General features: G+C 70.4%; 12 protein-coding genes. 2 read left to right on the top strand and 10 right to left on the bottom strand.

Annotated features, from left to right (window positions below):
- Positions 1–5: 5 nt before the first annotated feature.
- The 6 genes from JOM49_RS11310 to JOM49_RS11285 form a co-directional block, all read right to left on the bottom strand.
- Entirely contained in the window at positions 6–1592 is a 1587-nt protein-coding gene (locus JOM49_RS11310; RefSeq protein ID WP_209664253.1) for an acyl-CoA carboxylase subunit beta, read from the bottom strand.
- Positions 1547–8002, bottom strand: coding sequence for a beta-ketoacyl synthase N-terminal-like domain-containing protein (locus tag JOM49_RS11305; protein ID WP_372443999.1), 6456 nt, complete (start codon positions 8000–8002; stop codon positions 1547–1549). Before JOM49_RS11305 ends, JOM49_RS11310 begins: the two co-directional genes overlap by 46 nt.
- Positions 7999–9732: a fatty acyl-AMP ligase gene (locus JOM49_RS11300; protein ID WP_209664252.1), complete on the bottom strand. Its 1734-nt coding sequence runs from the start codon at positions 9730–9732 to the stop codon at positions 7999–8001. The genes JOM49_RS11305 and JOM49_RS11300 overlap by 4 nt, the downstream gene beginning before the upstream one ends.
- A 140-nt stretch (positions 9733–9872) precedes the next feature.
- Positions 9873–11066: an MFS transporter gene (locus tag JOM49_RS11295; RefSeq protein WP_209664251.1), complete on the bottom strand. Its 1194-nt coding sequence runs from the start codon at positions 11064–11066 to the stop codon at positions 9873–9875.
- A gap of 48 nt (positions 11067–11114) precedes the next feature.
- The gene (locus tag JOM49_RS11290; RefSeq protein WP_209664250.1) at positions 11115–12041 is read right to left on the bottom strand and encodes a R2-like ligand-binding oxidase; all 927 of its coding nucleotides are present in this window, start codon (positions 12039–12041) and stop codon (positions 11115–11117) included.
- Positions 12038–13579: an alpha/beta fold hydrolase gene (locus JOM49_RS11285; protein ID WP_209664249.1), complete on the bottom strand. Its 1542-nt coding sequence runs from the start codon at positions 13577–13579 to the stop codon at positions 12038–12040. The genes JOM49_RS11290 and JOM49_RS11285 overlap by 4 nt, the downstream gene beginning before the upstream one ends.
- 388 nt (positions 13580–13967) lie before the next feature.
- Between JOM49_RS11285 and JOM49_RS11280 the strand changes: the two genes are divergently transcribed.
- Positions 13968–15218, top strand: coding sequence for a PucR family transcriptional regulator (locus JOM49_RS11280; protein WP_209664248.1), 1251 nt, complete (start codon positions 13968–13970; stop codon positions 15216–15218).
- A 584-nt stretch (positions 15219–15802) separates the two neighbouring features.
- Here JOM49_RS11280 and JOM49_RS11275 read toward each other — a convergent pair.
- On the bottom strand, positions 15803–16948 hold the full coding sequence (locus JOM49_RS11275; RefSeq protein ID WP_245370217.1) for an acyl-CoA dehydrogenase family protein: 1146 nt from the start codon (positions 16946–16948) through the stop codon (positions 15803–15805).
- Between the two features lie 120 nt (positions 16949–17068).
- Between JOM49_RS11275 and JOM49_RS11270 the strand changes: the two genes are divergently transcribed.
- On the top strand, positions 17069–18727 hold the full coding sequence (locus JOM49_RS11270) for a class I adenylate-forming enzyme family protein (RefSeq protein ID WP_209664246.1): 1659 nt from the start codon (positions 17069–17071) through the stop codon (positions 18725–18727).
- 281 nt (positions 18728–19008) lie between these two features.
- Here JOM49_RS11270 and JOM49_RS11265 read toward each other — a convergent pair whose 3' ends face one another.
- Genes JOM49_RS11265 through JOM49_RS11255 form a run of 3 tightly spaced genes read right to left on the bottom strand, consistent with a single transcriptional unit; the run spans position 19009 to position 22440 of the window.
- Entirely contained in the window at positions 19009–20718 is a 1710-nt protein-coding gene (locus tag JOM49_RS11265) for an acyl-CoA dehydrogenase family protein (protein WP_209664245.1), read from the bottom strand.
- 26 nt (positions 20719–20744) lie between these two features.
- Entirely contained in the window at positions 20745–21242 is a 498-nt protein-coding gene (gene purE, locus JOM49_RS11260; protein WP_209664244.1) for a 5-(carboxyamino)imidazole ribonucleotide mutase, read from the bottom strand.
- Between the two features lie 13 nt (positions 21243–21255).
- The gene (locus tag JOM49_RS11255; RefSeq protein WP_209664243.1) at positions 21256–22440 is read right to left on the bottom strand and encodes a 5-(carboxyamino)imidazole ribonucleotide synthase; all 1185 of its coding nucleotides are present in this window, start codon (positions 22438–22440) and stop codon (positions 21256–21258) included.
- Position 22441 lies beyond the last annotated feature (1 nt).

Below are 22441 nucleotides of genomic sequence, written 5' to 3'. Positions count from 1 at the left end.
ATTCGCTAAAGCGGGATGTTGCCGTGCTTCTTGGCGGGCAGGACCTGCCGTTTTCCGCGTAGCAGGCGAAATGCCCTGGCAACCTGGAGGCGGGTCTGCGACGGCTGGACGACCAGGTCCACGTATCCGCGGTCGGCCGCGGTGTACGGGCCGCCGTGGCGGTCCCGGTATTCGTCGACGAACCGCCGTTCCGCGGCGGCTCGTTCGGGCCCGTCGAGGCCGGCCAGTTCACGGCGGCGCAGCACGCGCACCGCCCCTTCCGCGCCCATCACCGCGATTTCCGCGGTGGGCCAGGCGATGTTCACGTCGGCACCGACGTGCTTTGAGCCCATCACCGCGTACCCGCCGCCGTAGGCCTTGCGGGTCACCACGGTCACCTTCGGCACGGTCGCTTCCGAATAGGCGTAGATGAGCTTGGCGCCGCGGCGGATGATCCCGTGGCGTTCCTGGTCGACGCCCGGCAGGTAACCGGGGACGTCGGCGAGGGTGAGGATGGGGATGCCGAACGCGTCGCAGAACCGGACGAACCTGGCGGCCTTCTCCGACGCGTCGATGTCGATCACCCCGGCCTGGCGCGCTGGCTGGTTGGCGACCACCCCGATGGTGCGGCCCTCGAGTCGGGCGAACGCGCAGATCATGTTCGGCGCGAACCCGGCGTGGATCTCCAGGAAGTCACCGTCGTCGGCGATGCGCGCGATGACCTCGGTCATGTCGTAGGACTGGTTGATCGAGTCGGGGATGATCCGGTCGAGCTCCAGATCGGCCGGTGTCAGGTCGGGTGCGGTCTCGTCGGCGAACTCCGGGGCACCGTCCACATTGTTCGACGGCAGGTAGCCGAGCAGGGTACGCACGAAGTCGACGGCGTCCTCCTCGTCGACCGCCCGGTGGTGCGCGTTGCCGGAGACCTCGCTGTTGGTGGCCGACCCGCCGAGCGCCTCGGTGCTGACCCGCTCGCCGGTGACCGCGTGCACCACGTCCGGGCCGGTGACGAACATGTGCGAGGTCCGGTCGACCATCACGGTGAAGTCGGTGATCGCCGGTGAGTACACCGCGCCACCGGCGCACGGCCCCATGATCATCGAGATCTGCGGGATCACGCCGGAGGCCAAAGCGTTGCGGCGCCCCAGTTCCGCGTAGTGCGCCAGTGACACGACGCCCTCCTGGATCCGCGCGCCGCCCGAGTCGTTGATGCCGATCACCGGGCAGCCGATGGTCATCGCGAGGTCCATCACCTTGAGCACCTTCTCGCCGAAGACCTCGCCCATGCTGCCGCCGAACACGGTGAAGTCCTGCGAGAACAGGCACACCTGGCGGCCGTCGATGGTGGCGTGCCCGGTCACCACGCCGTCGCCGTACGGCCGGTTCGACGCCATGCCGAACTCGGTGCAGCGGTGGCGGGCGAACTGGTCGAGCTCCACGAAGGACCCCGGGTCGACGAGGAGGTCCACGCGCTCGCGGGCGGTCAGCTTCCCCTTGGCGTGCTGGCGGTCGATCGCGCGCTTCTCGGCGATGCGCTCGACCTCGTCCCGCCGGTCGGCGAGATCCGCTATGCGGTAGGCGGTCGAGTGGTGGCCGCCGTCGGCGTATTCCATGCCGCACTCCCTCCGTTCAGCAACCGGTTCAGCCGGTCGGAGATCACCTCGACGTTCGGCGGATCGATCAGCGACAGGTGGTCGCCGGGCACCCGGACCACTTCGAGGCCCGAGCACAGCTCGTCCCAGCCCAGCGCGTCGTCGGTGCGCAGGTACCGCGGGTCGAGCGAGGTGGTCAGCGGGTGCGGCTCCTGGGCGCGGAACAGCACCACGCGACCGGCGTAGGGCCGCGGGCGGTAACGCTCGGCCACCCGTGCGTCCAAATAGGACGTGTACTGGTGGTGCAGCACGCCCTGGCCGAGGCCGGGCACCTTGGCCGCCAGGCGTTCCATCACCCGCCGGATCTGCGTGCGCTCGTCCAGTCCGCCCAGTTCGAGATCGCTGAGGTCCAGTTCGGCGCCGTAGGTCTGCTCGATGTGCTCGGCGAAGCGGCCGAACCGTTCGAGCAGCAGCTCCTCCGACGACCGGCCGGGCGCGGGCAGCGGCAGGATCGAGTCGATCAGGAACACCAGGTCGACCTGTTCACCGGCTTCGGTCAGCTGGTGCGCGGTCTCGTAGGCGAGGCAGCCGCCGAACGACCAGCCGCCCAGCCGGTACGGGCCGCTCGGCTGGATCTCCCTGACCAGCTCGGCGTAGCAGGCGGCCTTGTCCTCCAGGTCTTCGAGGTCGTCGAGGCGCTCGAAGCCGTACGCGGGTTGCCCGTCGGTCAGCCGGTCCGCCAGCTCGCGGTAGACACTGGTCGGACCACCGGCGGGGTGGAACAGGAACACCGGATCGGTGGCCACGCCGTCCCGCAGCAGCCGGACCGGTCCGCCGCCGTGGCCCTCGATCTCGGCCCGCAGCAGGTCGGCCATCGCGGCGATGGTCGGCGCGGCGAACAACGTCTGCTCGTCGGGCACCGCGCTCAGTTCCTCGGCGATCGCCGCCCGCAGCCGTTCCGCCCGTTCGGCGTCGCCGCCCACCAGGAAGAAGTCCTCGTAGACCCCGGGTTCCCGACCGGCCAGCACCTCGCGCCAGACCCGGGCGACCCAGCGCTCGGCCGGGTCACGCGGGCCGACCACTGTGGACACCGGCGCGGCTTCCACCGGACCGCCACCGAACCCGGCGGCTTCGGCCAGGTGCGCGGCCACTTCGGACAGTGACGCACCCCGCAGCAGCAACGGCATCGGCAGCGACAGGCCGAAGTCGCGCTCGACCGCACCCCGGGCCCGCATGGCGAGCAACGAGTCCAGGCCGAGCTGGGTCAGCGGGCAGTGCCGGTCGATCTGCTCGGGTTCGAAGCCCATCAGCCCGGCGATGATCGCCACCAGGTGATCGGCCAGCGCCGCCCTGGCCACCGACGGCTCGGCCAGGCGCAGGGCCGCCATGCCGTCCCAGCGAACGTCCGGCTCGGCCTCGTCCGGTGCCAGCATGGTGAAGAAGGTCCGGGCGGTGAGCTGCGGGAACAACGTGAGCACGGTCGTGGTGTCGAGCCGCGCGACGCCGGTCGCGGCCCGGCCGTCGGCCAGCACCGCCTCCAGCGCTTCGAGGCCCTCGTCCGGGCTGAGCGGTTCGAGCACCGGGTTCTTCGTCCCGGCCGCGGCACCGATGTCGCCCCAGGCACCCCAGTTGATCGTGGTCGCCGGGAGTCCGTTCGCCCGGCGCCAGTCCACCAGCGCGTCCATCCACGCGTTGGCCGTGGCGTACGCGGCCTGCCCCGGCGACCCGAGCAGGGACGCGGCCGAGGAGTAGACCAGCCACCAGTCCAGGTCGTGGCCGGCGGTCGCCTCGTTGAGCCGCCACGCGCCGTGAGCCTTGGGCCACCACGCCTGCCGCACCTGCTCGGCGGTCAGCTTCATCGCGGCGCCGTCGGCCAGCACCCCGGCCGCGTGCAGCACGCCGCGCAACGGCATACCACCCCTGGTGGCGGCCTCGACCAGGCGCTCGGCGACCCCGGCTTCCGCGATGTCCCCGGCGACCACCTCCACCCCGGGCAGCGGTGCCGCGCCGGCCCCCCGGCGGCTGGAAAGCACCACCCGGTCGGCGCCGCGGTCGAGCAGCCAGCGCGCGGCGTGCAGTCCCAGGCCGCCGAGACCACCGGTGATCACGTACGCGCCCTCGCGCACGGCCGGTTCGCCGGGGTTCAGCGTCGGCCTGGCCAGGCGGCGCACGTACCGGACGCCTTCGCGCCAGGCCACCTCGTCGGCAGGCGAATCGGCGCGGATCTCGTCGTGCAGTTCGGTGACCCACAGCCGTGCCGGGTCGGGTTCGGCGTCGAAGTCGAGCAGGCTCGCCTGGATCTCGGGGTGTTCGAAGGCGAGCACGCGCACGAGTCCGCGCAGGGCGGCGATGCCGGGGCACCCCGCCTCACCGGGCTCGATCACCGCGCCACCGGACCCGACCAGCCACAGGCGCGGCGGATCGGGCAGCTCGGCGAGCTCCGCGACGACCGCACCTGCCGCGAGCACCAGCCGTTCACCGGCTTCGGGGTCCATCCCACCCGGCCCGAGCATCCACAAGACACCGTCCACTTCGGACTTGGAACCCAGGAACCCGGCCAGTCCTTCGGTGTCGCGGCGGACCAGCAGGTTGTCTCCGCGACCCGACACCGCGTCGCGGAAGGCGGCCAGTTCCGGTTCGGCCAGGTCACCGAGCACCAGCCAGGTGCGCTCGCCCGGTTCCTCGGCAGGCAGCTCGGCCTGTTCCCAGCGCGCCTCGAAAACCTTGCCCGACAACGGAACCGGCAGTGAGGCCCGCTGGAACCGGCGGACGTAGACCTCGCCGATGGACACCACGACCGCACCCGACGCGTCGAGCAGGCGCACCGACCCGACCAGGCCGTCGCCCTCCACCGACTCGACCACCGCCTGCACGCGCACCCCGTGTCCCGGGTCGCCGTGCAGGCTGACCGAACCGAGCGAAAGCGGCAGGTAGATGCCCTCGGCCTGGTCCAGGTCGGCGGCCGCGGCCAGGGCGTGCAGGCAGGCGTCGGCCAGCGCCGGGTGCAGCACGTACGCCGAGTGCGCCTGCGCCTCGCCGGGCAGCGCGATGGACGCCGTGGCCCGGCCGGGCGCGGCGGTCACCTCGCGCAAGCCGCGGAACGCCGGGCCGTAGCTCTGGCCGATCGCGTCCAGCGCGCGGTAGAGGTCGAACGGATCCCCGTCCTCGGCACCGGCCAGCGCCTCGGCCCACTCCTGCCCGACGCGGACCTTCGCCGTGGCGTGCCGGGTCCACTCGCCGGTCGCCGACTTCGCGTGGACCTCCACCCGGCCGTGCTCGGCGGAGAAGGTGGTGGTCACCTCGGTCCGCGCGGACAACGGCAGCAGCTTCAGCAGTTCCAGTTCGGCGACCACCACGCTGTCCGACCTGAGCGCCGTGCGGGCGGCGGCCAGCGCCAGCTCCAGGAACCCCGTGCCGGGGAACACCGGCACCCCGAGCGCCGCGTGATCGGCGAGCCACGGGTGGGCTTCCGTGCCGACCTCGCCGCGCCAGACGTGCCTGCCCTCCTCCGGCAGTTCCACGTGCGTGCCGAGCAGCGGGTGCGCACCCGACTGACCGGCGCGGCGCGCGGGCCAGAACCGCTGGTGACGCCACCGCGGCCCGGGCAGTTCGATGGGGGGCGCCCCCGGCGTGCGCGACTCCAGCACGCCGGGGACGCCAAGCACGTGCAGCCGCGCCAGCGAGGTGAGGAAGGTGGTCCGCTCGCCGGCGGTGCGGCTCGCACTGCCCAGGCCGATCGTCCGCGCGGCCCGGCCGGCGGCGGTCTGGTCGATCGCGGCCAGCGCGACCGGGTGCGGGGAGATCTCCAGGAAGAGCGTGTGCCCGTCGGCCATCGCGGCGTCGAGCGCCTGGGTGAACCGGACCGGCCGCCGCAGGTTCGCCGCCCAGTACTCGACGTCGAAGTCGGGTTCCTCGCGGGCGTCGTCGAGGACGCTGGTGTAGCAGGCGATCTCCGGAATTCGCGGGCTCAGCGGCCCGACCTCGGCCCGGAACCGGCCGAGCAGCGAATCCACCGCCGACGAGTGCCCGGCCCCGGCCACCTTCAGCGGTTTCGCCAGCCTGCCGAGGCTTTCCACGTGGGCCACCAGCGCGGCCACCTGGTCGGCGTCACCGCTGACCGTGCACTGGGTCGGTGAGGCGTAGACGGCCACGGTGATTCCGGGGTACGCGCTGTCCAGTTCGGACAGTTCGGCCGGGGACAGTTCCACCACGGCCATCGCGCCGGTGCTGTCCATGGACTCCAGCAGGCGCGACCGGGTCGCCATCACCCGGATGCCGTCGGCGACCTCCAGCGCGCCCGCGACCACCGACGCGGCGACCTCGCCCATCGAGTGCCCGATCACGGCGGCCGGTTCGACCCCGTGCGACCGCCAGAGCGTGGCCAGCGCGAGCTGGGTGCCGAGCAGCGCGAGCTGGATGCCCGCCAGTCCGTCCGGTTCGCCTTCGAGCGCGCCACGCAAGGAGAAGCCCGCCTCGCTCAGGAACACCGGCTCCAGCGCGTCGATCGCTTCGCGGAACACGGGTTCGGTGGCGAGCAGTTCACGGCCCATGCCGCGCCACTGCGAGCCGTAGCCGGAGAACACGAACACCGGCTCCGGTGGCATGGACGCGGCTTCACCGGTGACCACCGCGTTGCTGGGCACGCCCTTGGCCAGCGAGCGCAGGCCTTCGACCAGGCGCGCGCGGTCGTCGGCGAGCACCGCGGCCCGGATCGGCAGGTGCTCGCGCCGACCGGCCAAAGTGGACGCCAGCGCGCCGAGCGAGACCTCGTCGGACGAGTCGAGCCACCGCGCCAGATCCGCGGCACGGGCCCGCACGCCCTCGTTCGTCCGGTCGGAAATCGCGAACACGCCCGGCCCGTCACCGGTCCGCTTCGCCGGGAACGCCCCGGCGGGCCACTCCTCCAGGACCACGTGTGCGTTCGTGCCACCGAAACCGAAGGCCGACACACCGGCCCTCGCCATGCCGGAGTACCGCGGCCAGCGCGCCGGTTCCCCGACCACCCGCAGGCCCAGGCCGTCGAAATCGATCTGCGCGTTGGGCGTGTCGAAGTGCAGGCTCGCGGGCAGCCGCCGGTGGCCGAGCGAAAGCACCACCTTGATCAGGCCGACGATGCCCGCCGCGCCTTCGAGGTGCCCGAGGTTGCTCTTCACCGAACCGATCAGCAGCGGCCGCCCCCACTCGCGGTCGCTGCCCAGCACGGCACCGAGCGCCGCCGCCTCGATCGGGTCACCCAGCGGCGTGCCGGTGCCGTGGGCCTCCACGTAGTCGACGCCGGCCGGGTCGACCCCGGCCGCCGCGTAGGCGTCGGCGAGCACCATCTCCTGCGCCCGCGGATTGGGCGCCATCAACCCGTTCGACCGGCCGTCGGAGTTCACCGCGCTGCCCCGGATCACCGCGAGCACCCGGTCTCCCGCCCGGCGTGCCTCGCTCAACCGGCGCAGCACCACCACCCCGCAGCCCTCACCACGCACGATGCCGTCGGCGTCCCCGGCGAACGGCTTGCAACGGCCGTCCTCGGCGAGCACGCCCGCCCGGTGGAAGTTCGCGGTGATACCCGGTGACAGCATCAGGTTGACCCCGGCCACCAGCGCGGTCTCGCTCTCGCCGCACTGCAGGCTCTGCACCGCCATGTGCACGGCGACCAGCGAAGACGAGCAGGCCGTGTCCACGGTCAGGCTCGGGCCACGCAGGTCGAGCAGGTAGGACAGCCGGTTCGACGCGATGCTCATCGCCGCGCCGGTGCCCGACCAGGCGTCGATGGTGTCGAGGTCGCACATCGTGAGCAGGCCGTACTCGCTGGCCGAGATGCCGGTGAACACGCCGGTCCGGGTGCCGCTGAGCGTGCTCGGCGGGATACCCGCGTGCTCCAGCGCGGACCAGGCGACCTCGAGCAGCACGCGCTGCTGCGGGTCCATCGCCTCGGCTTCCCTCGGCGTGATGCCGAAGAAGGCCGCGTCGAAACCGGTCGCGTCGGCGATGAACCCGCCGCGCCCGGGGATGGTGGCCAGCGCGGCGGAGTCGGCGAAGGCCTCCCACCGGCCGTCCGGCACGGAGTTGATCGCGTCGCGGCCACCGTCGAGCAGGCGCCAGAAGTCGGCGGGCGACTCCACCCCGCCGGGCAGGCGGACGCCGACGCCGACCACCGCGATCGGCTCGCCCTGTTCACCGCGGGTCATCGGGCGGATCGCCTGCCGCTGCTCGGCGGACAGCGCGCCGACGAGGTCGGCGATGGTCGAGTGCTCCCACAGCAGGGTCGTCGGCAGCGCGCGGCCGAGCAGGCGGCGCAGGTCACCGGTCAGCGCCACGGTGTCGCGTGAGGACAGTCCGGCTTCGCGCAGCGGGCGCCGGGTGTCGACCTCGCTCGCCGGGCGGCCGAGCAGTGCGGCCACGCGGTCGACCAGCCAGGTGGTCAGCTCGGCGGGGTTCACGACAGCCTCCGGTCGGCGAAGGCACCGTCGAGGTAGCGCGCCCGGCAGGACGACCGGCTGATCTTGCCGCTGGAGGTCCGGGGTACCTCCCCCGGTTCCAGGAACACCAGGTCCACCAGCTTCAGCCCGTGCCGCGAGGACACCTCGGCCCGCAGGTCCTCCGCCGCGGTCGCCAGGTTCGCCTCCTCCGGCGCCAGGTCCTTCGCGCGCTCCAGCACCACGACGGCTCCTTCCCCCTCGTCGAGCGGAATGGCGAACGCCGCGGCCGAATGCCGCCGCACCGCCGGATGCGTTTCCACGGTCTGCTCGATGTCCTGCGGGTAGTGGTTGCGGCCGTCGACGATCACCAGGTCCTTGCGCCTGCCGGTGACGTACAGCTCGCCGTCGAACACCACGCCGAGGTCGCCGGTGGCCAGCCAGTCGCCGGACTCGGCCAGCCGCAGTCCGAAGGTCTCCGCCGACTTTTCCGGGTCGCCCCAGTAACCCCGGCCGACGTTCTCGCCGCGCACCCAGATCTCGCCGACCGTGCCGTCGGGCCGCTCGGTGCGCGTCTCCGGATCGACGATGCGCAACTCCTGCTCGGCAGCGAAGCCACACGAGACCAAAGTGGACGATTCGCCGGTGCCGCCGGGCACGGCCGTTCCCTCGGCGAGCCGGTCGCGGTCGAAGGTGACCTGCCGCGACGGCTTCCCCGCCTCGGTGACCGACACCAGCACGGTCGCCTCGGCGAGCCCGTAGGACGCCCGGTGCACGGCCGGGTCGAGCCCGCACTCCCCGAACGCCGCCTGGAACTGCGCGATCGTCGAGGGCAGCACCGGCTCGCTGCCGTTGATCAGCGACACCACCCGGCTGAGTTCGAGGTAGTTCCGCTCCGCCGCCGGAACGCGCGAAGCGCTGTAGCCGTAAGCGAAGTTGGGGGCCGCGCTGATCGCACCCGGGCTGGCCGAGAGCGCCCGCAGCCAGCGGCCGGGGCTCTGCAGGAAGGCGATCGGGTCCAACAGGGTGGCGCCGATGCCCGCCGCCATCGGCGCGGCGATGCCGAGCACCAAGCCCATGTCGTGGAACAACGGCAGCCAGCTGACCGTGGTGGTGAGCCCGTTGACCGCGCCGTACGCCCGGCAGGCCTGCTTCGCGTTGGCGACCACGTTGCGGTGGCTGAGCATCACCCCGGCCGGGGTGCGGGTCGAACCCGAGGTGTACTGCAGGTAGGCGAGGTCGTCGGGGTGCGGTGCCTGCCAGTCCGCCACGGCCGGGCGCAGCGTCGGCACGAGGTCGACCGCGATGCGTTCGGTCCGAAGTGGATCGATGACCTCGCCGACGGCGTCGAGCTGCGCCGCGGTGGTCAGCGCCAGTCGCGGGTCGCAGTCGGCGAGCACCGCGCTCAGCCGCCCGGCGTGCCCGGGGAGGTTCGGCGCGAACAGCGGCACGGCCACCAGTCCGGCGCGGATCGCCCCGAGGAACGCGACCACGTAGTCGGCGGACTGCTCGACCAGCACGGCCGCGCGATCACCCGGCTCGGCGAGCTCGCGCGCCCTGGACGCCACCGCGCTGACCCGGTCGTCCAGTTCGCGCCAGGTCAGGAAGGTGGCGCGACCGTCTTCGCTGGTGCGGTAGTCCAGATAGGTCAGGGCGATCTCGTCGCCCTGGCGGCCGGCCCAGTGGTGCAGCAGGGTGGCCAGCGACTCGGTGGTGACGGCCGGATTGGACACAGTGGCTGGATTCGCGTTCATCGTCCCTCGAAAATGTGCCGGGAACAAAAACCGTTTTCTGAAGGTATGAAGTAGGTGGTGGCCTGTCAACGAACTCGAATTCGGCCGCTCATCCCGGCGTGGACAATTCACCGCGGGCTTGTCATCCGCGCAACAGAAGCTCAGTCGCGGCGGCGGAACACCGCGAACGCCAGTACCGCACCGGCCAGTTCCAGTGCCGCCGCGGTGTACAGCCCGGCGGTGTAACCCGTTGCCAGCGCTGGACCTTCGCCCTGCCAGAGGTGCTCGGTGCGGACCGTGGTGAGCACCACGCCGATCAGCGCGACCCCGACCGCGCCGGACAATTCCCTGGACGCGGTGAGCAGCCCGGACGCGGTTCCGGCGTGTTCACCGGGCACCACTTCCAGCGCGAACGAGGTCAACGGGGTGGTCAGTGCCGATCCGGCGCCGATCAGCAGCAGGCCGGGAATTCTGGGCGGTATTTCCGGTATGTGGTTGACCAGTGCCACCGCGACCAGGCCGACCGCGACCCCGGTCAGCCCGACCGCGACAGTCCAGTGTGGACCGAAGCGGAGCACCGCCCACGGCACCGCCGGGGTGGCCGCCATGATCGCGAGCGCCACCAGCACCAGTGGCAGCCCGGCCATCAGCGGTGACAGCCCGAGCGAATCCTGGTGCAGCAACGGGGTGAAGAAGAACACCCCGGACACCCCGAGCCCCCACAACAACTGCACGAGCAGCCCGGCGATGAACACCCGCTGCCCGAAGGCTTCGAGCATGGTCCGGGCCCGCAGTCGCGTGCCGTGGTTGCGCTCGCCACTGGCGGTGACCGGGACGAGCAGCGCGATCGCGGCCACGAACGGGAGGTTGCTGAAGAAGATCCAGCCCCAGTGCAGGTATTCGCTGAGCAGGCCGCCGACGGTCGGGCCGACCGCGAGCGCGACCGCCAGGCTGGCTGTCCACAGTGTCGCGCCGATCGCCCGCTGGCGGCTGTCGAGGTTGGTGCGCAACAGGCTGAGCAGGCCGGGCACCATGAACGCCGCGGCCGTGCCCTGGAGCACCCGCGCGCCGATGAGCACCCAGCCGGTGGTGGCGAAGCCGCCGGCCACCGCGCCGATGCCGAAGCCGATCAGCCCGGCCACCAGCGTGCGGGCCTGCCCGAGCCGGTCGACCAGCACCCCGGCCACCAGCAGCAACGCGGCGAACGGCAGCATGTAGCCGATGCTGACCCACTGCAGCTCGTCCAGGCCGAGGCCGAGCTCACGGGCCATCGACGGCACGCCGGCGGCCACGATGTTGTTGTCCAGGCTGGTGACGAACCCGCCGAGGGCGATCACCACCAGCGTCGGGACCACCGCGCGACCCCGAACCGCACTGTCCTGGCTGACCACGGCCGCCTCCGCTCAGTCGCCGAGCGCTTGTTCGTCCTCGGTGTGGAACTCCTCCTCGAGTCGTTCCGGGCTGTAGTCCACGTCGATTCGTTCCACCGGCATGCCACGTGCTGCCTCGATCGCTCGCAGCCGCCGCATCGCGTGCCCGGCCGCGTACTCCATGACCCCGTCCAACCGCAGGTCGAAGGGGTCGCCGTCGAACTGCCGCGTGGTCCACTCGATCTGCGCGATCGCGTGGGGCAGCAGTGCTTGCATCTGTTCCTGGACCACGTCCCAGTTCCGGTCGTCGGCGGCGACGTGGCGGCGGCAGGTGAAGGTGCCCCAGGCCATGTGGCGGCGCTCGTCGTCCCCGATGTGCCGGATGAGCGCCTGCATGCCGGGCAGGATGCCGTGCGCGCGGCACGCCCGGTTCCAGACGAAGTAGCCGGTCAGCGCCAGCACGCCTTCGACGACGTGGTTGTAGACCACCGACGCGCGGACCTGGTTCTCCGGGCTGGGATCGTCGTGCAGGCGGCCCAGCGCGGTGGGCAGCTCGTCGTAGAAGATCGCGCGGTAGCCCGGGTTGTTCTCGACGTGGGAGTGCAGGTCCTCGTCCACGCCGACCGCGTCCAGCCAGAGCCGGAACACCTGCGTGTGCTTGGCTTCTTCGAGGCAGAACTGGGTCAGGTACATCTCGTCGGCGAAGCGGCCTTCGGCGCGCATCGCGGCGATGAACGGCTGGATCTCGTGCGTCACGGACTCTTCGCCACCGGCGAACTGCGCGCAGAGCATGGTCGCCACGAAGCGCTGTTCCTCCGAGAGCGCGGCCCAGTCCTTGGCGTCCTGGTCGAAGTCGAGGTCACGCGGGTTCCAGAACTTGGCGTTGCCCTTGTCGAACAACCGCAGCGGCAGCGCGTCCCAGGTGATGCCGTCGGCGCGAAGTGTGGTGAACGCGGTCATCCCTGCGATCCCTTCGTCGGAATGTCGAGCCAGGAGGGACCGGAGAAGGCGAGTTCGCCCTCTTCGAGGTTCCAGTCCAGGAAGAGCGGGTCCTTCGAGTCGGTGACCAGAGCCACGCGGTGCCCGGCGGGCACGGTGTAGGCGGTCGGGGCGAACGCCAGGTCGATCCTCAGTGGACGGCCGGGTTCGGCGTCCTTCCAGCTGTAGGGCAGGTAGTTGATCAGCCTGCCGACGCCGAACTGGTCCACGTCGTACACGTAGGCGACCACGGTCCCGGTCCGCGCGGGCGGCGTGACGGTGAACCGCGCCTGGAGCGCGCCGCGGATGTGCGTCGGCGTGGTCCTGGGTGCCTGCTGCCAGATCGCCGCGTCCCGCTTGCTCACCAGCGGCAGGAAGGCGGTCGGCGGGTCACCGGTCAGGGCTTCGAGGCTGTAGGTGGCCAGCGGCACCCCGCCGTTGGCCGGGGTGTCACGGCCGAGGGTGAACTCCGCCGGCGGCAGCTCCCACCTGGACGGTTCGCCGACCGCCGAGGCCCAGTCGGGGTGGGTCTCGGGCTCCTGCGTGCCGGGGCGGGCGCGGGTGACGATGGGGTTCTCGCGGGTGATGCTGTCGTCGGTGCCCGCGACGTGGGCGTCGAACCAGCGGTACACCGAGTCCCAGGTCTCACTGGGCAGCCCGAGCAGTCCGCCGGATTCGCTGGAAGCGTGATCGCCCGGCACGAATTCGGCTCGTTTCGGGCCGCTCAGCGACTGGTAGAGCGATACCATCTGATCCGGCGGGAATACCGTTTCACTCCAGGTCTGAATGGTGAGCACGGCCGGGCGATGGGCATTGATCCGGTTCAGGTGACTGACCGCCGATCTCGGTTTCGACCATTCGATGATGGCTTCGGAATCGGCGTCGGAGAGGTGCGGCGTGAGGAATTTCGTCAGCATCTTCTCGGTTTCCGCGCTGAGCGTCCCGTTCGCCTTTCCGGACAGGTAGAGCACCAGTCCGGCCAGGCCGTGCCGCGTCTCGTTCTGCGACAGCGACTCGGCCAGGTCCGCCCAGCCGCTGAGCGAGGCCACGGCCCGGATCCGGGCGTCGGCCCCGGCGGCGATCAGGCCGATCCCGGCGCCGTAGGACACCCCGCCGACCCCGACGCGCGCCGGGTCGGCGGCGGTGTTCGCCAGCGCCCAGTCGATGACCGTGGACACGTCCGCGATGTCGGCGGCCCCGGCGACCTCGACCGCGCCACCGGATTCCCCGAATCCCCTGGCGCCGTAGGCCACCACCAGGTAACCGCGGTCGGCGAGGTTCTTGGCCGGGATGACGTTCTGCGTGGCACCGCCGCCCCACGCGCTGATCAACACCGCCACCGGGTGCGGCCCGGGGGTCCGGGGTTCGAGCACCATGGCGCCCAGCCCCACGCCGTCGGCCGCGGGCACGGTGACGAACCGGGTGGTGAACCCGTCCCCGCCCGCGGCGGCCGCTGCCCCACTGCCCAGCAGCACCACCACGAGCAACTGGCAAACCACCCATTTCGCCCGGCGGATCATGCGCGCGAAAACCTCCTCGCCGAAAGTGAATATGTTTCGTGAAAGGCGCCCGGGGAATGTTCCCGCTGCCGGACCTCGCCAGACCGGAAGGTAGCAGTCCGCAATCAACGCCGAGAAGGCGTGGGATTCCCCCTTGTCACCGGGGGCACAAGTTTCCCGTTAACGATGCTCACCCCGGCGCAGGCGACCACCCAGCGCAACGGCCGTACACCCGAAAGGGTGGCGTTTAGCAAAAAAGGATAAAGATCATTGCCGCCACACGCGGGTGCTGACAAGTTCTCGTGAGGCGTCGGACACAAGGGTTGCCAGAACAGTTCTGACCGTGAGTAAGTACTTCCGGCGCGGTACGTGATCAGCGTGGAAAACTACTGCGAGCAAAGGGGGCGGTATGCACCCGGCAAGCGACAGTTCGGTGAGGCAGCAGGTCCCGGCACCGGAGGGACCGGCGAGCCATTCGCAAAGCCTCTGGTTTTCGCTTCCCGGCGAGGTGGCGAGACGGTTCCGGCCGCACTCGGACCAGTTGGCCAGGACCATCCTCGAAGAGATCCAGCGGGCCGTGCCCGAGTACGCGCAGCCGCTGGAGGGCCAGTTCGGCAAGGTGATCACCGTCGGTATCGAGCGGGCGGTGCTCAACTGCATCGACAGCATCGAGGGCCGCGGCATCGCCGAGCAGAAGTGGGACGAACTGTTCCGCGCGATCGGCCGCCGGGTGTACAACGACGGGCGCAGCCTGGACTCGCTGCAGTCGGCCTACCGCGTCGGCGGACGGGCGGCGTGGCGCTACATCTCCGCCTTCGGCCAGAAGCTGCGGTTGCCGGTCTCGATCATGTGCGTCAGCGCGGAGGCCATTTTCGCTTTCGTGGACGAGATTTCGGCCTACTCGGTCGAGGGCTACACCATGGCGCAGGCCCGCGCCGCCGGCACACTCGAGCGACGGCGGCAGCGCCTGCTGGAGCGCATCCTCACCACGCCACCGTCTTCCGGGCAAACCATCGCCGCCATGGCCGCCGCCGCGGAGTGGCCGGTCCCCGAGTCGGTGACGCTGGTGGCACTGGAAGCGTGCATCGACCGGCCGCACACCCCGGCTCTCCACTCCGATGTCCTGCTGGATCTCGAAGGCACGCAGCCATACCTGCTCACCCCGGACCCCGCACGCGACCTGCCGATCCTGAAGTCCGAATTGGACGGCTGGCGCGCCGCCTCCGGCCCGCACGTGCCGCTGGCGGAAGCCGCCACCTCCCTGCACTGGGCCCGGCGGACCCTGGACCTGGTCCACCGCGACATCCTGCCCGACGCCCCCATCACCAGCAGCGGCGACCACCTGGCGAAACTCCTGCTCCTGACCGACGAATTCCTGCTGCGACAACTCAGCACCCGAGCCCTGGCACCGCTTTCGGGCCTGACGCCGAAACAACAAGTCCGCCTGGGCGGCACACTGCTGGCCTGGCTCGAGTACCGCGGCAGCACCCCGGAAGTCGCTGAAGCACTGGACATCCACCCGCAAACGGTCAGATACCGGCTGAACCAACTGGTGGAACTGTTCGGGGACCGCTTGAACAACCCGGAGTCACGCTTCGAAATGCAACTCTCCCTGGAAGCACACCGACTCCTGAACACCACCCCACTAGACGTTCCCTAACCCCGGCGCCCCTCGCCTCCCCCGATGCCACAAATGTGGCTTTGGGGGCGGATTCGGCCCCGAAAGCCACATTTGTGTCCCCCCGCGATGTCACGAATGTGGCTTTCGAGACATCCAACGCCCCGAAAGCCACTTTCGTGACACTACCCATGCCGTGAAAGCCACATTCACGGCGGAATGTGCCGTGAAAGCCACATTCACGGCACCTCCCCGCCCCTGGGACAAGAACCCCCGACCATCCGGCCAACAAAGGCCGCCACCATCCCGCCAAAAGGACCGCCCCAGCCACGAACCGGTCCCCCAGCAACTAAAACCGGCCCCCACCACCAGCAGCGCAACGAAACCAACCACCACCGGCCGCCCACCATCAGCAGCGACGAACATCGACCACCCCCACCACCAGCAATCGCCTCAAACCTCCACCCGGCAACGACACCGGACCACCATCCCACCCAACCTCCCCCATCCCCGGTCCAAAGCCCAAAACACGGCGAAGGCCTCGATGTCAAGGCATCTTTCCCGCCTTGACATCGAGGCCTTCGCCGTAGTCACACTAAAAAACCGGGGTGGCCCCCAACAACCAACTACCCCTTCAACAAAGCCCGAGCCATAACCATCCGCTGAATCTGGTTCGTACCCTCATAGATCTGCGTGATCTTCGCGTCCCGCATCATCCGCTCAACCGGGAAGTCACGCGTGTACCCAGCCCCGCCGAACAGTTGGACCGCGTCCGTGGTCACCGACATGGCGATGTCCGACGCATAAGCCTTCGCCGCGCTGGCCATGAATCCCGCCCGTGCGTCTCCACGTTCCGAAGCCGCGGCCGAGGCGTAGACCAGGTGGCGGGCGGCTTCGATCTTGGTGCCCATGTCCGCCAGCATGAACTGCACGCCCTGGAAGTCCGCGATCGACTTCCCGAACTGCCGCCGGTCCTTCACGTAATCAAGCGTCGCGTCGAGGGCGCCCTGCGCGATGCCCAGCGCCTGCGCGCCGATGGTCGGGCGCGTGTGGTCGAGCGTGCGCAGCGCGGTCTTCAGGCCCGTGCCCGGCTCGCCGATGATGCGGTCCTCGGGAATGGTGCAGTTCTCGAAGTAGATCTCCCGCGTGGGCGAGCCCTTGATACCGAGTTTGCGTTCCTTCGGCCCGACCGAAAAACCGGGGTCGTCCTTGTGCACGACGAACGCGGAAATGCCGCTCGCCTTCTTCTCCGCCTCGGGGTCGGTCACCGCCATCACGGTGTACCAGGTCGATTCGCCGGCGTTGGTGATCCACGCCTTGGTGCCGTTGAGCACCCAGGTGTCACCCTCCAGCCGGGCGCGCGTGCGCATCGAGGCGGTGTCCGAACCCGCCTCGCGCTCGGACAGCGCGTACGACGCCGAAGCGTCCCCGGAGGCGATCGACGGCAGTACGTTCTTCTTCAGCTGCTCCGAGGCCGACAGCAGGATCGGCTGCGTGCCCAGCTTGTTCACCGCGGGGATCAGCGAGGCCGACGCGTCGACCCTGGCGATCTCCTCGATCACGATGCACGCGGCGATCGCGTCGGCGCCCTGGCCCTCGTACTCCTCGGGGATGTGCACCGCGTTGAACCCGGAGCGCACCAGCGCCGCGGCGGCCTCGACGGGGTACCGCTCGTTCTCGTCGACATCGGCCGCGTGCGGCGCGATCTCCTTCTCCGCGAGCGCCCGCACGGCGGCACGCAGCTCCTCGTGTTCCTCTGCGAGCCGGTACAGCCCGACGCCCTCAGTCACTCGTGCCACCTCATCTCCGTTGGCGGGATCAACTATCGATGTTAGCGCTCGTTCACAGAGTGGTGCTTGTGTCCTCGCTCGCACTCTTCGTACGGTGCAGTGATGTCGATCACCTCGCCGCCGGGTCTCCCGCGCTCACTGCACTACCCCGAGGTTCCCGTCGGCTCGATACTCGCCGGCTCGGCCGCCCGCTACGGCGGTCGCACCGCCTTCCGCCAGGGCGGCGCCCAGCTCAGCCACGAGCAACTCTGGCGCTCGGCCTGCCGCTTCGCCAACGCGCTCGGCGCGCACGGCGTCGGGCCGGGTGACGTGGTCGCCATCCACCTGCCGAACTGCCTGTCCTACCCGATCGCGTACTACGGGACGCTGCTCGCGGGTGCCACGTGCACCCCGGCGAACCCGCTGCTGCCGCCGGACGACCTGGCCGCCCAACTCTCCGACAGTGGCGCCGTGGTGGCTGTGACCTGCGGCGCAGCGTCCGGGTTGCTCACCAGCGTGCTCGACCGCACCGAGGTGCGCGTCGTGCTGGTGGCCAACCCCATCGGCGAGCTGCCGCCGGGCGCGGTCGAGTTCAGCGCCTTCTACCGGGAGGCCAACGACCACCGCCCGGACGTGACCTTCGACGTCCGCGAGACCGTCGCGCACCTGGCCTACACCGGCGGCACCACCGGGCGCTCCAAGGGCGTGCGACTGCCGCACCACCACGTGGTGGTGAACACGGTGCAGTACAGCTCGTGGTCCCACGGGGCCGTGCCCGCGCTCAACGCCGACGGCGATCTGGTGCTCGACCAGGTCGGCGCCGCGGAGGAGTGGCCGGTGCGGCTGGGCACCGGGGTGACCATCAATTTGACGCCGTGGTTCCACGCCATGGGAATCATCGCGGCGCTGAACGCGGCGGTGCTCACCGGCTACAGCGTGGTCCTGCACGACCGGCTCGACCCGGCCGCCTACCTCGCCGACGCCGAGCGCCTGCGGGTCACGATGATGGGTGGCGCGCCCGCGTTGTTCGCCGCGCTGCTGGCCGCGCCGGACTTCCAGACGCGTGACCTGACGTCGGTGCGACTGGTCACCTCGGGGGCCGCGCCGCTGCCGGTCTCGACGTTGAAGACCCTGCGGGAACGGCTGCCGCACGCGGTGGTCGCCGAGGGGTACGGGCTGACCGAGGTGACCATGGGCGCGGCCGCGGCGCCGGCGTTCCGGTCGGGGGTGCGGAAGCCGGGCACGGTCGGGGTGCCGCTGGCCGACACGGAGGTGAAGATCGTCGCCGCGGAGGGCGGGGAGGAGCCGCTGCCGACGGGTTCGCGCGGGGAGGTGTGCCTGCGCGGGCCGCAGGTGATGGCGGGCTACCACAACCGGCCAGAGGAAACCGCCGACGTACTGCGGGACGGTTGGCTGCACACCGGGGACATCGGCACCCTGGACGAGGACGGCTATCTGTCCCTTGTGGACCGTAAGAAGGATCTGCTGCTCTACAAGGGGTACAACGTCTATCCGCGGGAACTGGAAGAGCTGCTCGCCGCACAACCGGCCGTCGCTGTCGCCGCTGTGGTGGGGCGGCCGGATGAAGCCGTCGGGGAACTTCCGGTCGCCTTCGTCGTACGCGCGGCGGGGCACGCCGATGCCACCGAAGCCGACCTGATGGCGACGGTGAACGGACTGGTGCTGCCGTACAAACGGTTGCGGGAGCTGCACTTCGTGGAGAAGCTGCCGGTCTCGGGAGCGGGGAAGATCCTGAAGCGGAAGCTGCGGGAGCAGCTGTGATGTCACGAATGTGGCTTTCGGGACGTTGAACGTCTCGAAAGCCACATTCGTGACATCGGCTACCTCGTGGGCTCGGACTCCGGAACTCTCACGCCAACGCGGGCTGCAGCCGCGCGAACGTGGAACTCGGGCGCGCGAACATGGAGTTCAGGCGCCTGAACGTGTAACTCGGGTGCCTGAACGTGAGGTTCGGAAGCCTGAGCGTGGGGTTCGCGTGCCTGAACGTGTAACTCGGGTGCGTGAGCGTGGGGTTCGGGTGCGTGAGTGTGTAACTCGGGGGGTTAGGGGCGCATGGTGTAGGTGGTGGCCAGGGATTCGACGGTGGTCCAGATTTGGGTGGAGCGGGCGTCGGAGGCGGCCGGCTTCACGATTTGCGACAGCGCCCATTCCTGTTGGGCGGGCGTGGACGAGGCCCGGCCGTGTAGTTCGGTGGCGTACCGCGAGAAGTCCCGGACGAAGACGTCGAAGAGCTGGTCGATGGTGTTCGTGTCCAGCGAGACGATCCGCGCCTGCTCCAGGATCAGCTGCCCGTAGACGATCAGCGTGAACAGCTCGCCCAGGGTGAGCAGGAAGTCCAGGTCCTTCTGCTGCGTCTCGTCCGGGGCGGCCTCGGCCAAGAGCGTGCAGAAGGCTTCGGCCTGCGAGCGGAAGAGGGCCACGTTCGGCACGTCCGCGTACTGCGAGTAGGGCTCGCGCCAGTCGTGGAAGCGGATCTTGCCGAGGCCCCGCGCCGGGCCCTGGCGGAAGAGGAACTCGTCGTCCGCGGCGTCCTGGCGCGTGGGCACGGGGTCGTACGAAGCCGGGTTGAAAAGGTAGGCCGGCATGAACTTCAGCACCAGCGCCAGGTTGACCGCGACCGTACCTTCCAGCTTCGGCAGGCCGCGGATGTCCCGTGAGGCAGCCGAGAAGTAGGTGTCCTTTTCGAACCCCTTCGCCGCGATGACGTCCCACAGCAGGTCGATCACCCGCTCGCCCTCGGTGGTCACCTTCATCTTGGTGATCGGGTTGAACAGCAGGTACCGCCGGTCCTCGGGACCCGCCGTGCGGAAGTAGTCGATCGCGCGGTCGGCGAACAGCTTCATCGCGGTCAGCCGGGCGTAGGCGTCCACCAGTTCCCGCCGCACGTGCGGGAAGTCGGTCACGCGGTTGCCGTAGAGCAGCCGCCCGTGCGCGTGCGCGACCGCCTCGTACAGGGCGTGCGTGCAGATGCCGATCGCGCCGAAGCCGAGGTTGAACTTGCCCACGTTCACCGTGTTCAGCGCGGCGTCGAAGGCGGCGGGACCGGTGTGCAGCACGTCCTCGGCCCGCACCGGGTAGTCCTCGAGCCGGAACTCGCTGACGTACATCTGCGAGGGCACCACGTTCTTGATCAGGTGGTAGTTCGGGTGCGCGCTGTTCGCGGTGAAGAAGACGTACCCCTCGGGACCTTCGACGTCGGCGCGGCGGCCGAACACCGAGACCACGCCCGCGACGTTGCCGTTGCCGATGTAGTACTTGCCGCCGGTGGCGCGGAAACCGTCACCGTCCGGGGTGAGCACCATGTCGGTGGCGTAGATGTCCGCGCCGTGCTCCTTTTCGGACAGTCCGAAAGCGAGCACCCCGCCGGATTCGAGCACCTGCGCCGCGTTCGCGCGGGCGGCCGCGTTCTGGCTCTGCCACACCGGGCCGAGGCCGAGGATGGTGACCTGCCAGGCGTACCAGTAGTTCAACCCGTAGAACCCGAGCAGCTCGGACATCGCGGCGACGCGGCTGGTGTCCCAGCGCTTGTTCTCGTTCCCGTCCGCGTCACCCGACGGGGTGAGCAGGGTGGCGAACACGCGCTCCTTGGCGACGAACTCCAGGAACTCCGCGTACCAGGTCTGCGCGTGGTAGTCGGCCATCAGCGCCGCCTTGCCACGCGCTTCGAACCAGTCGATGGTGGCCTGCAGGATGCGCCGGGTCTCGGCGTCGAAGTGCGCGGGCTCGTAGGTGCGCGGGTTCAACAGCGTCATGTTACTGGACAGTAACAAAGACCGGGCTAGGAGCCAAGCCGCTGCCGCAGTGCCGCGTCCTTGTCCAGCACCAGCTGCTCCAGGTCGGCCTGGAACCGGACCATCCGCTCCCGCAGCTTCTCGTCGTGCGTGGCCAGCACCCGCACGGCCAGCAGGCCCGCGTTGCGCGCCCCGCCGACGGAAACCGTGGCCACCGGGATCCCGGCGGGCATCTGCACGATGGACAGCAGCGAGTCCATGCCGTCGAGGTACTTGAGCGGGACCGGCACGCCGATCACCGGCAGCACCGTGGCCGAGGCCACCATGCCGGGCAGGTGCGCCGCGCCACCGGCCCCGGCGATGATCACCTTCAGCCCGCGCTCGGCGGCCGACTCGGCGTAGTCCAGCATCCGCCGCGGCGTGCGGTGGGCGGAGTACACGCCCACCTCGTACGGCACCTCGAACTCGTCGAGCGCCTTGGCGGCGGCTTCGAGCACCGGCCAATCCGAGTCACTGCCCATGATCAGCCCGACAACGGCAGACATTTTCGCGAATCTCCTAATGGATCTCGTGGCCGTCGAGCCACTCGGCGTGGGAAAGCCAGTGCGCGGCCAGCTTCCCGCGGTGCCGCAGGTCGGCCAGGTCCTCGCCGAGCAGGTTGACGTGCCCCAGCTTGCGCCCCGGCCGCTCGCCCTTGCCGTAGAGGTGCACCTTGACGTCGGGGTACCGCGCGAACAGGTGGTGCAGCCGTTCGTCCGGCCCCATGCGCGGGGCCTCCGGCGCGCCCAGCACGTTCGCCATCACGCACACGGGCGCGAGCAGCCCGGTGGTCCCGAGCGGGTAGTCGAGCACCGCGCGCAGGTGCTGCTCGAACTGCGAGGTCCGCGCGCCGTCCATGGTCCAGTGCCCGGAGTTGTGCGGGCGCATGGCCAGTTCGTTGACCAGCAGCCCCTCGTCGGTCTCGAACAGCTCGACGGCCAGCACGCCGACCACCTCGAGGTCGGCGGCGACACGCAGGGCCAGGTCCTGCGCCTGCTGCCGGCGTTCCGGGCTCAACCCGGGCGCGGGGGCGAGCACCTCGGTGTTGATCCCGTCGCGCTGCACGGTTTCCACCACCGGCCAGGCCGCGCCCTGCCCGAACGGCGAGCGCGCCACCAGCGCGGCCAGCTCGCGGCGCATGGCGACCTTCTGCTCCACCAGCAACGGCGTACCGGCGGCGAGCAGTTCCGGCACCAGCTTCCCGGCGTCCTCGGCCGAGTCGAGCATCCACACGCCGCGGCCGTCGTAACCACCGCGCGCGGCCTTGAGCACCACCGGCCAGGAGTGCGCCGAGCCGAAGGCCACCACGTCGTCCACTGAGGACACCCGGGCGAAGGCGGGCCCGGGGATGCCGGTGGACGACAGGCGCTCGCGCATCACCAGCTTGTCCTGCGCGTGGAGCAGCGCGTCGGGCCCAGGCCGGACCACCACGCCCTCGTAGGTCAGCGTCTGCAGGTGCTCACCCGGCACGTGCTCGTGGTCGAAGGTGAGCACGTCCACAGTGGACGCGAACTCGCGCAGCTTGTCCAGGTCGGTGTGCTGCCCGAGCACCACCTGCCCGGCGACCAGGCCAGCCGAGTCGTTCTCGTCGGCGGCCAGCACCCGCAGCGACTGGCCGAGCGCGATCGCCGCCTGGTGGGTCATCCTGGCCAGCTGGCCCCCGCCCACCATGCCGACGATGGGCAGTCCGGTTCGTTTGTCCATG

The organism is Amycolatopsis magusensis, from assembly GCF_017875555.1.
Lineage (GTDB): Bacteria > Actinomycetota > Actinomycetes > Mycobacteriales > Pseudonocardiaceae > Amycolatopsis > Amycolatopsis magusensis.
The sequence above is the reverse complement of the archived record's forward strand: the minus strand, read 5'-3'. Positions and strand labels throughout refer to the sequence as shown.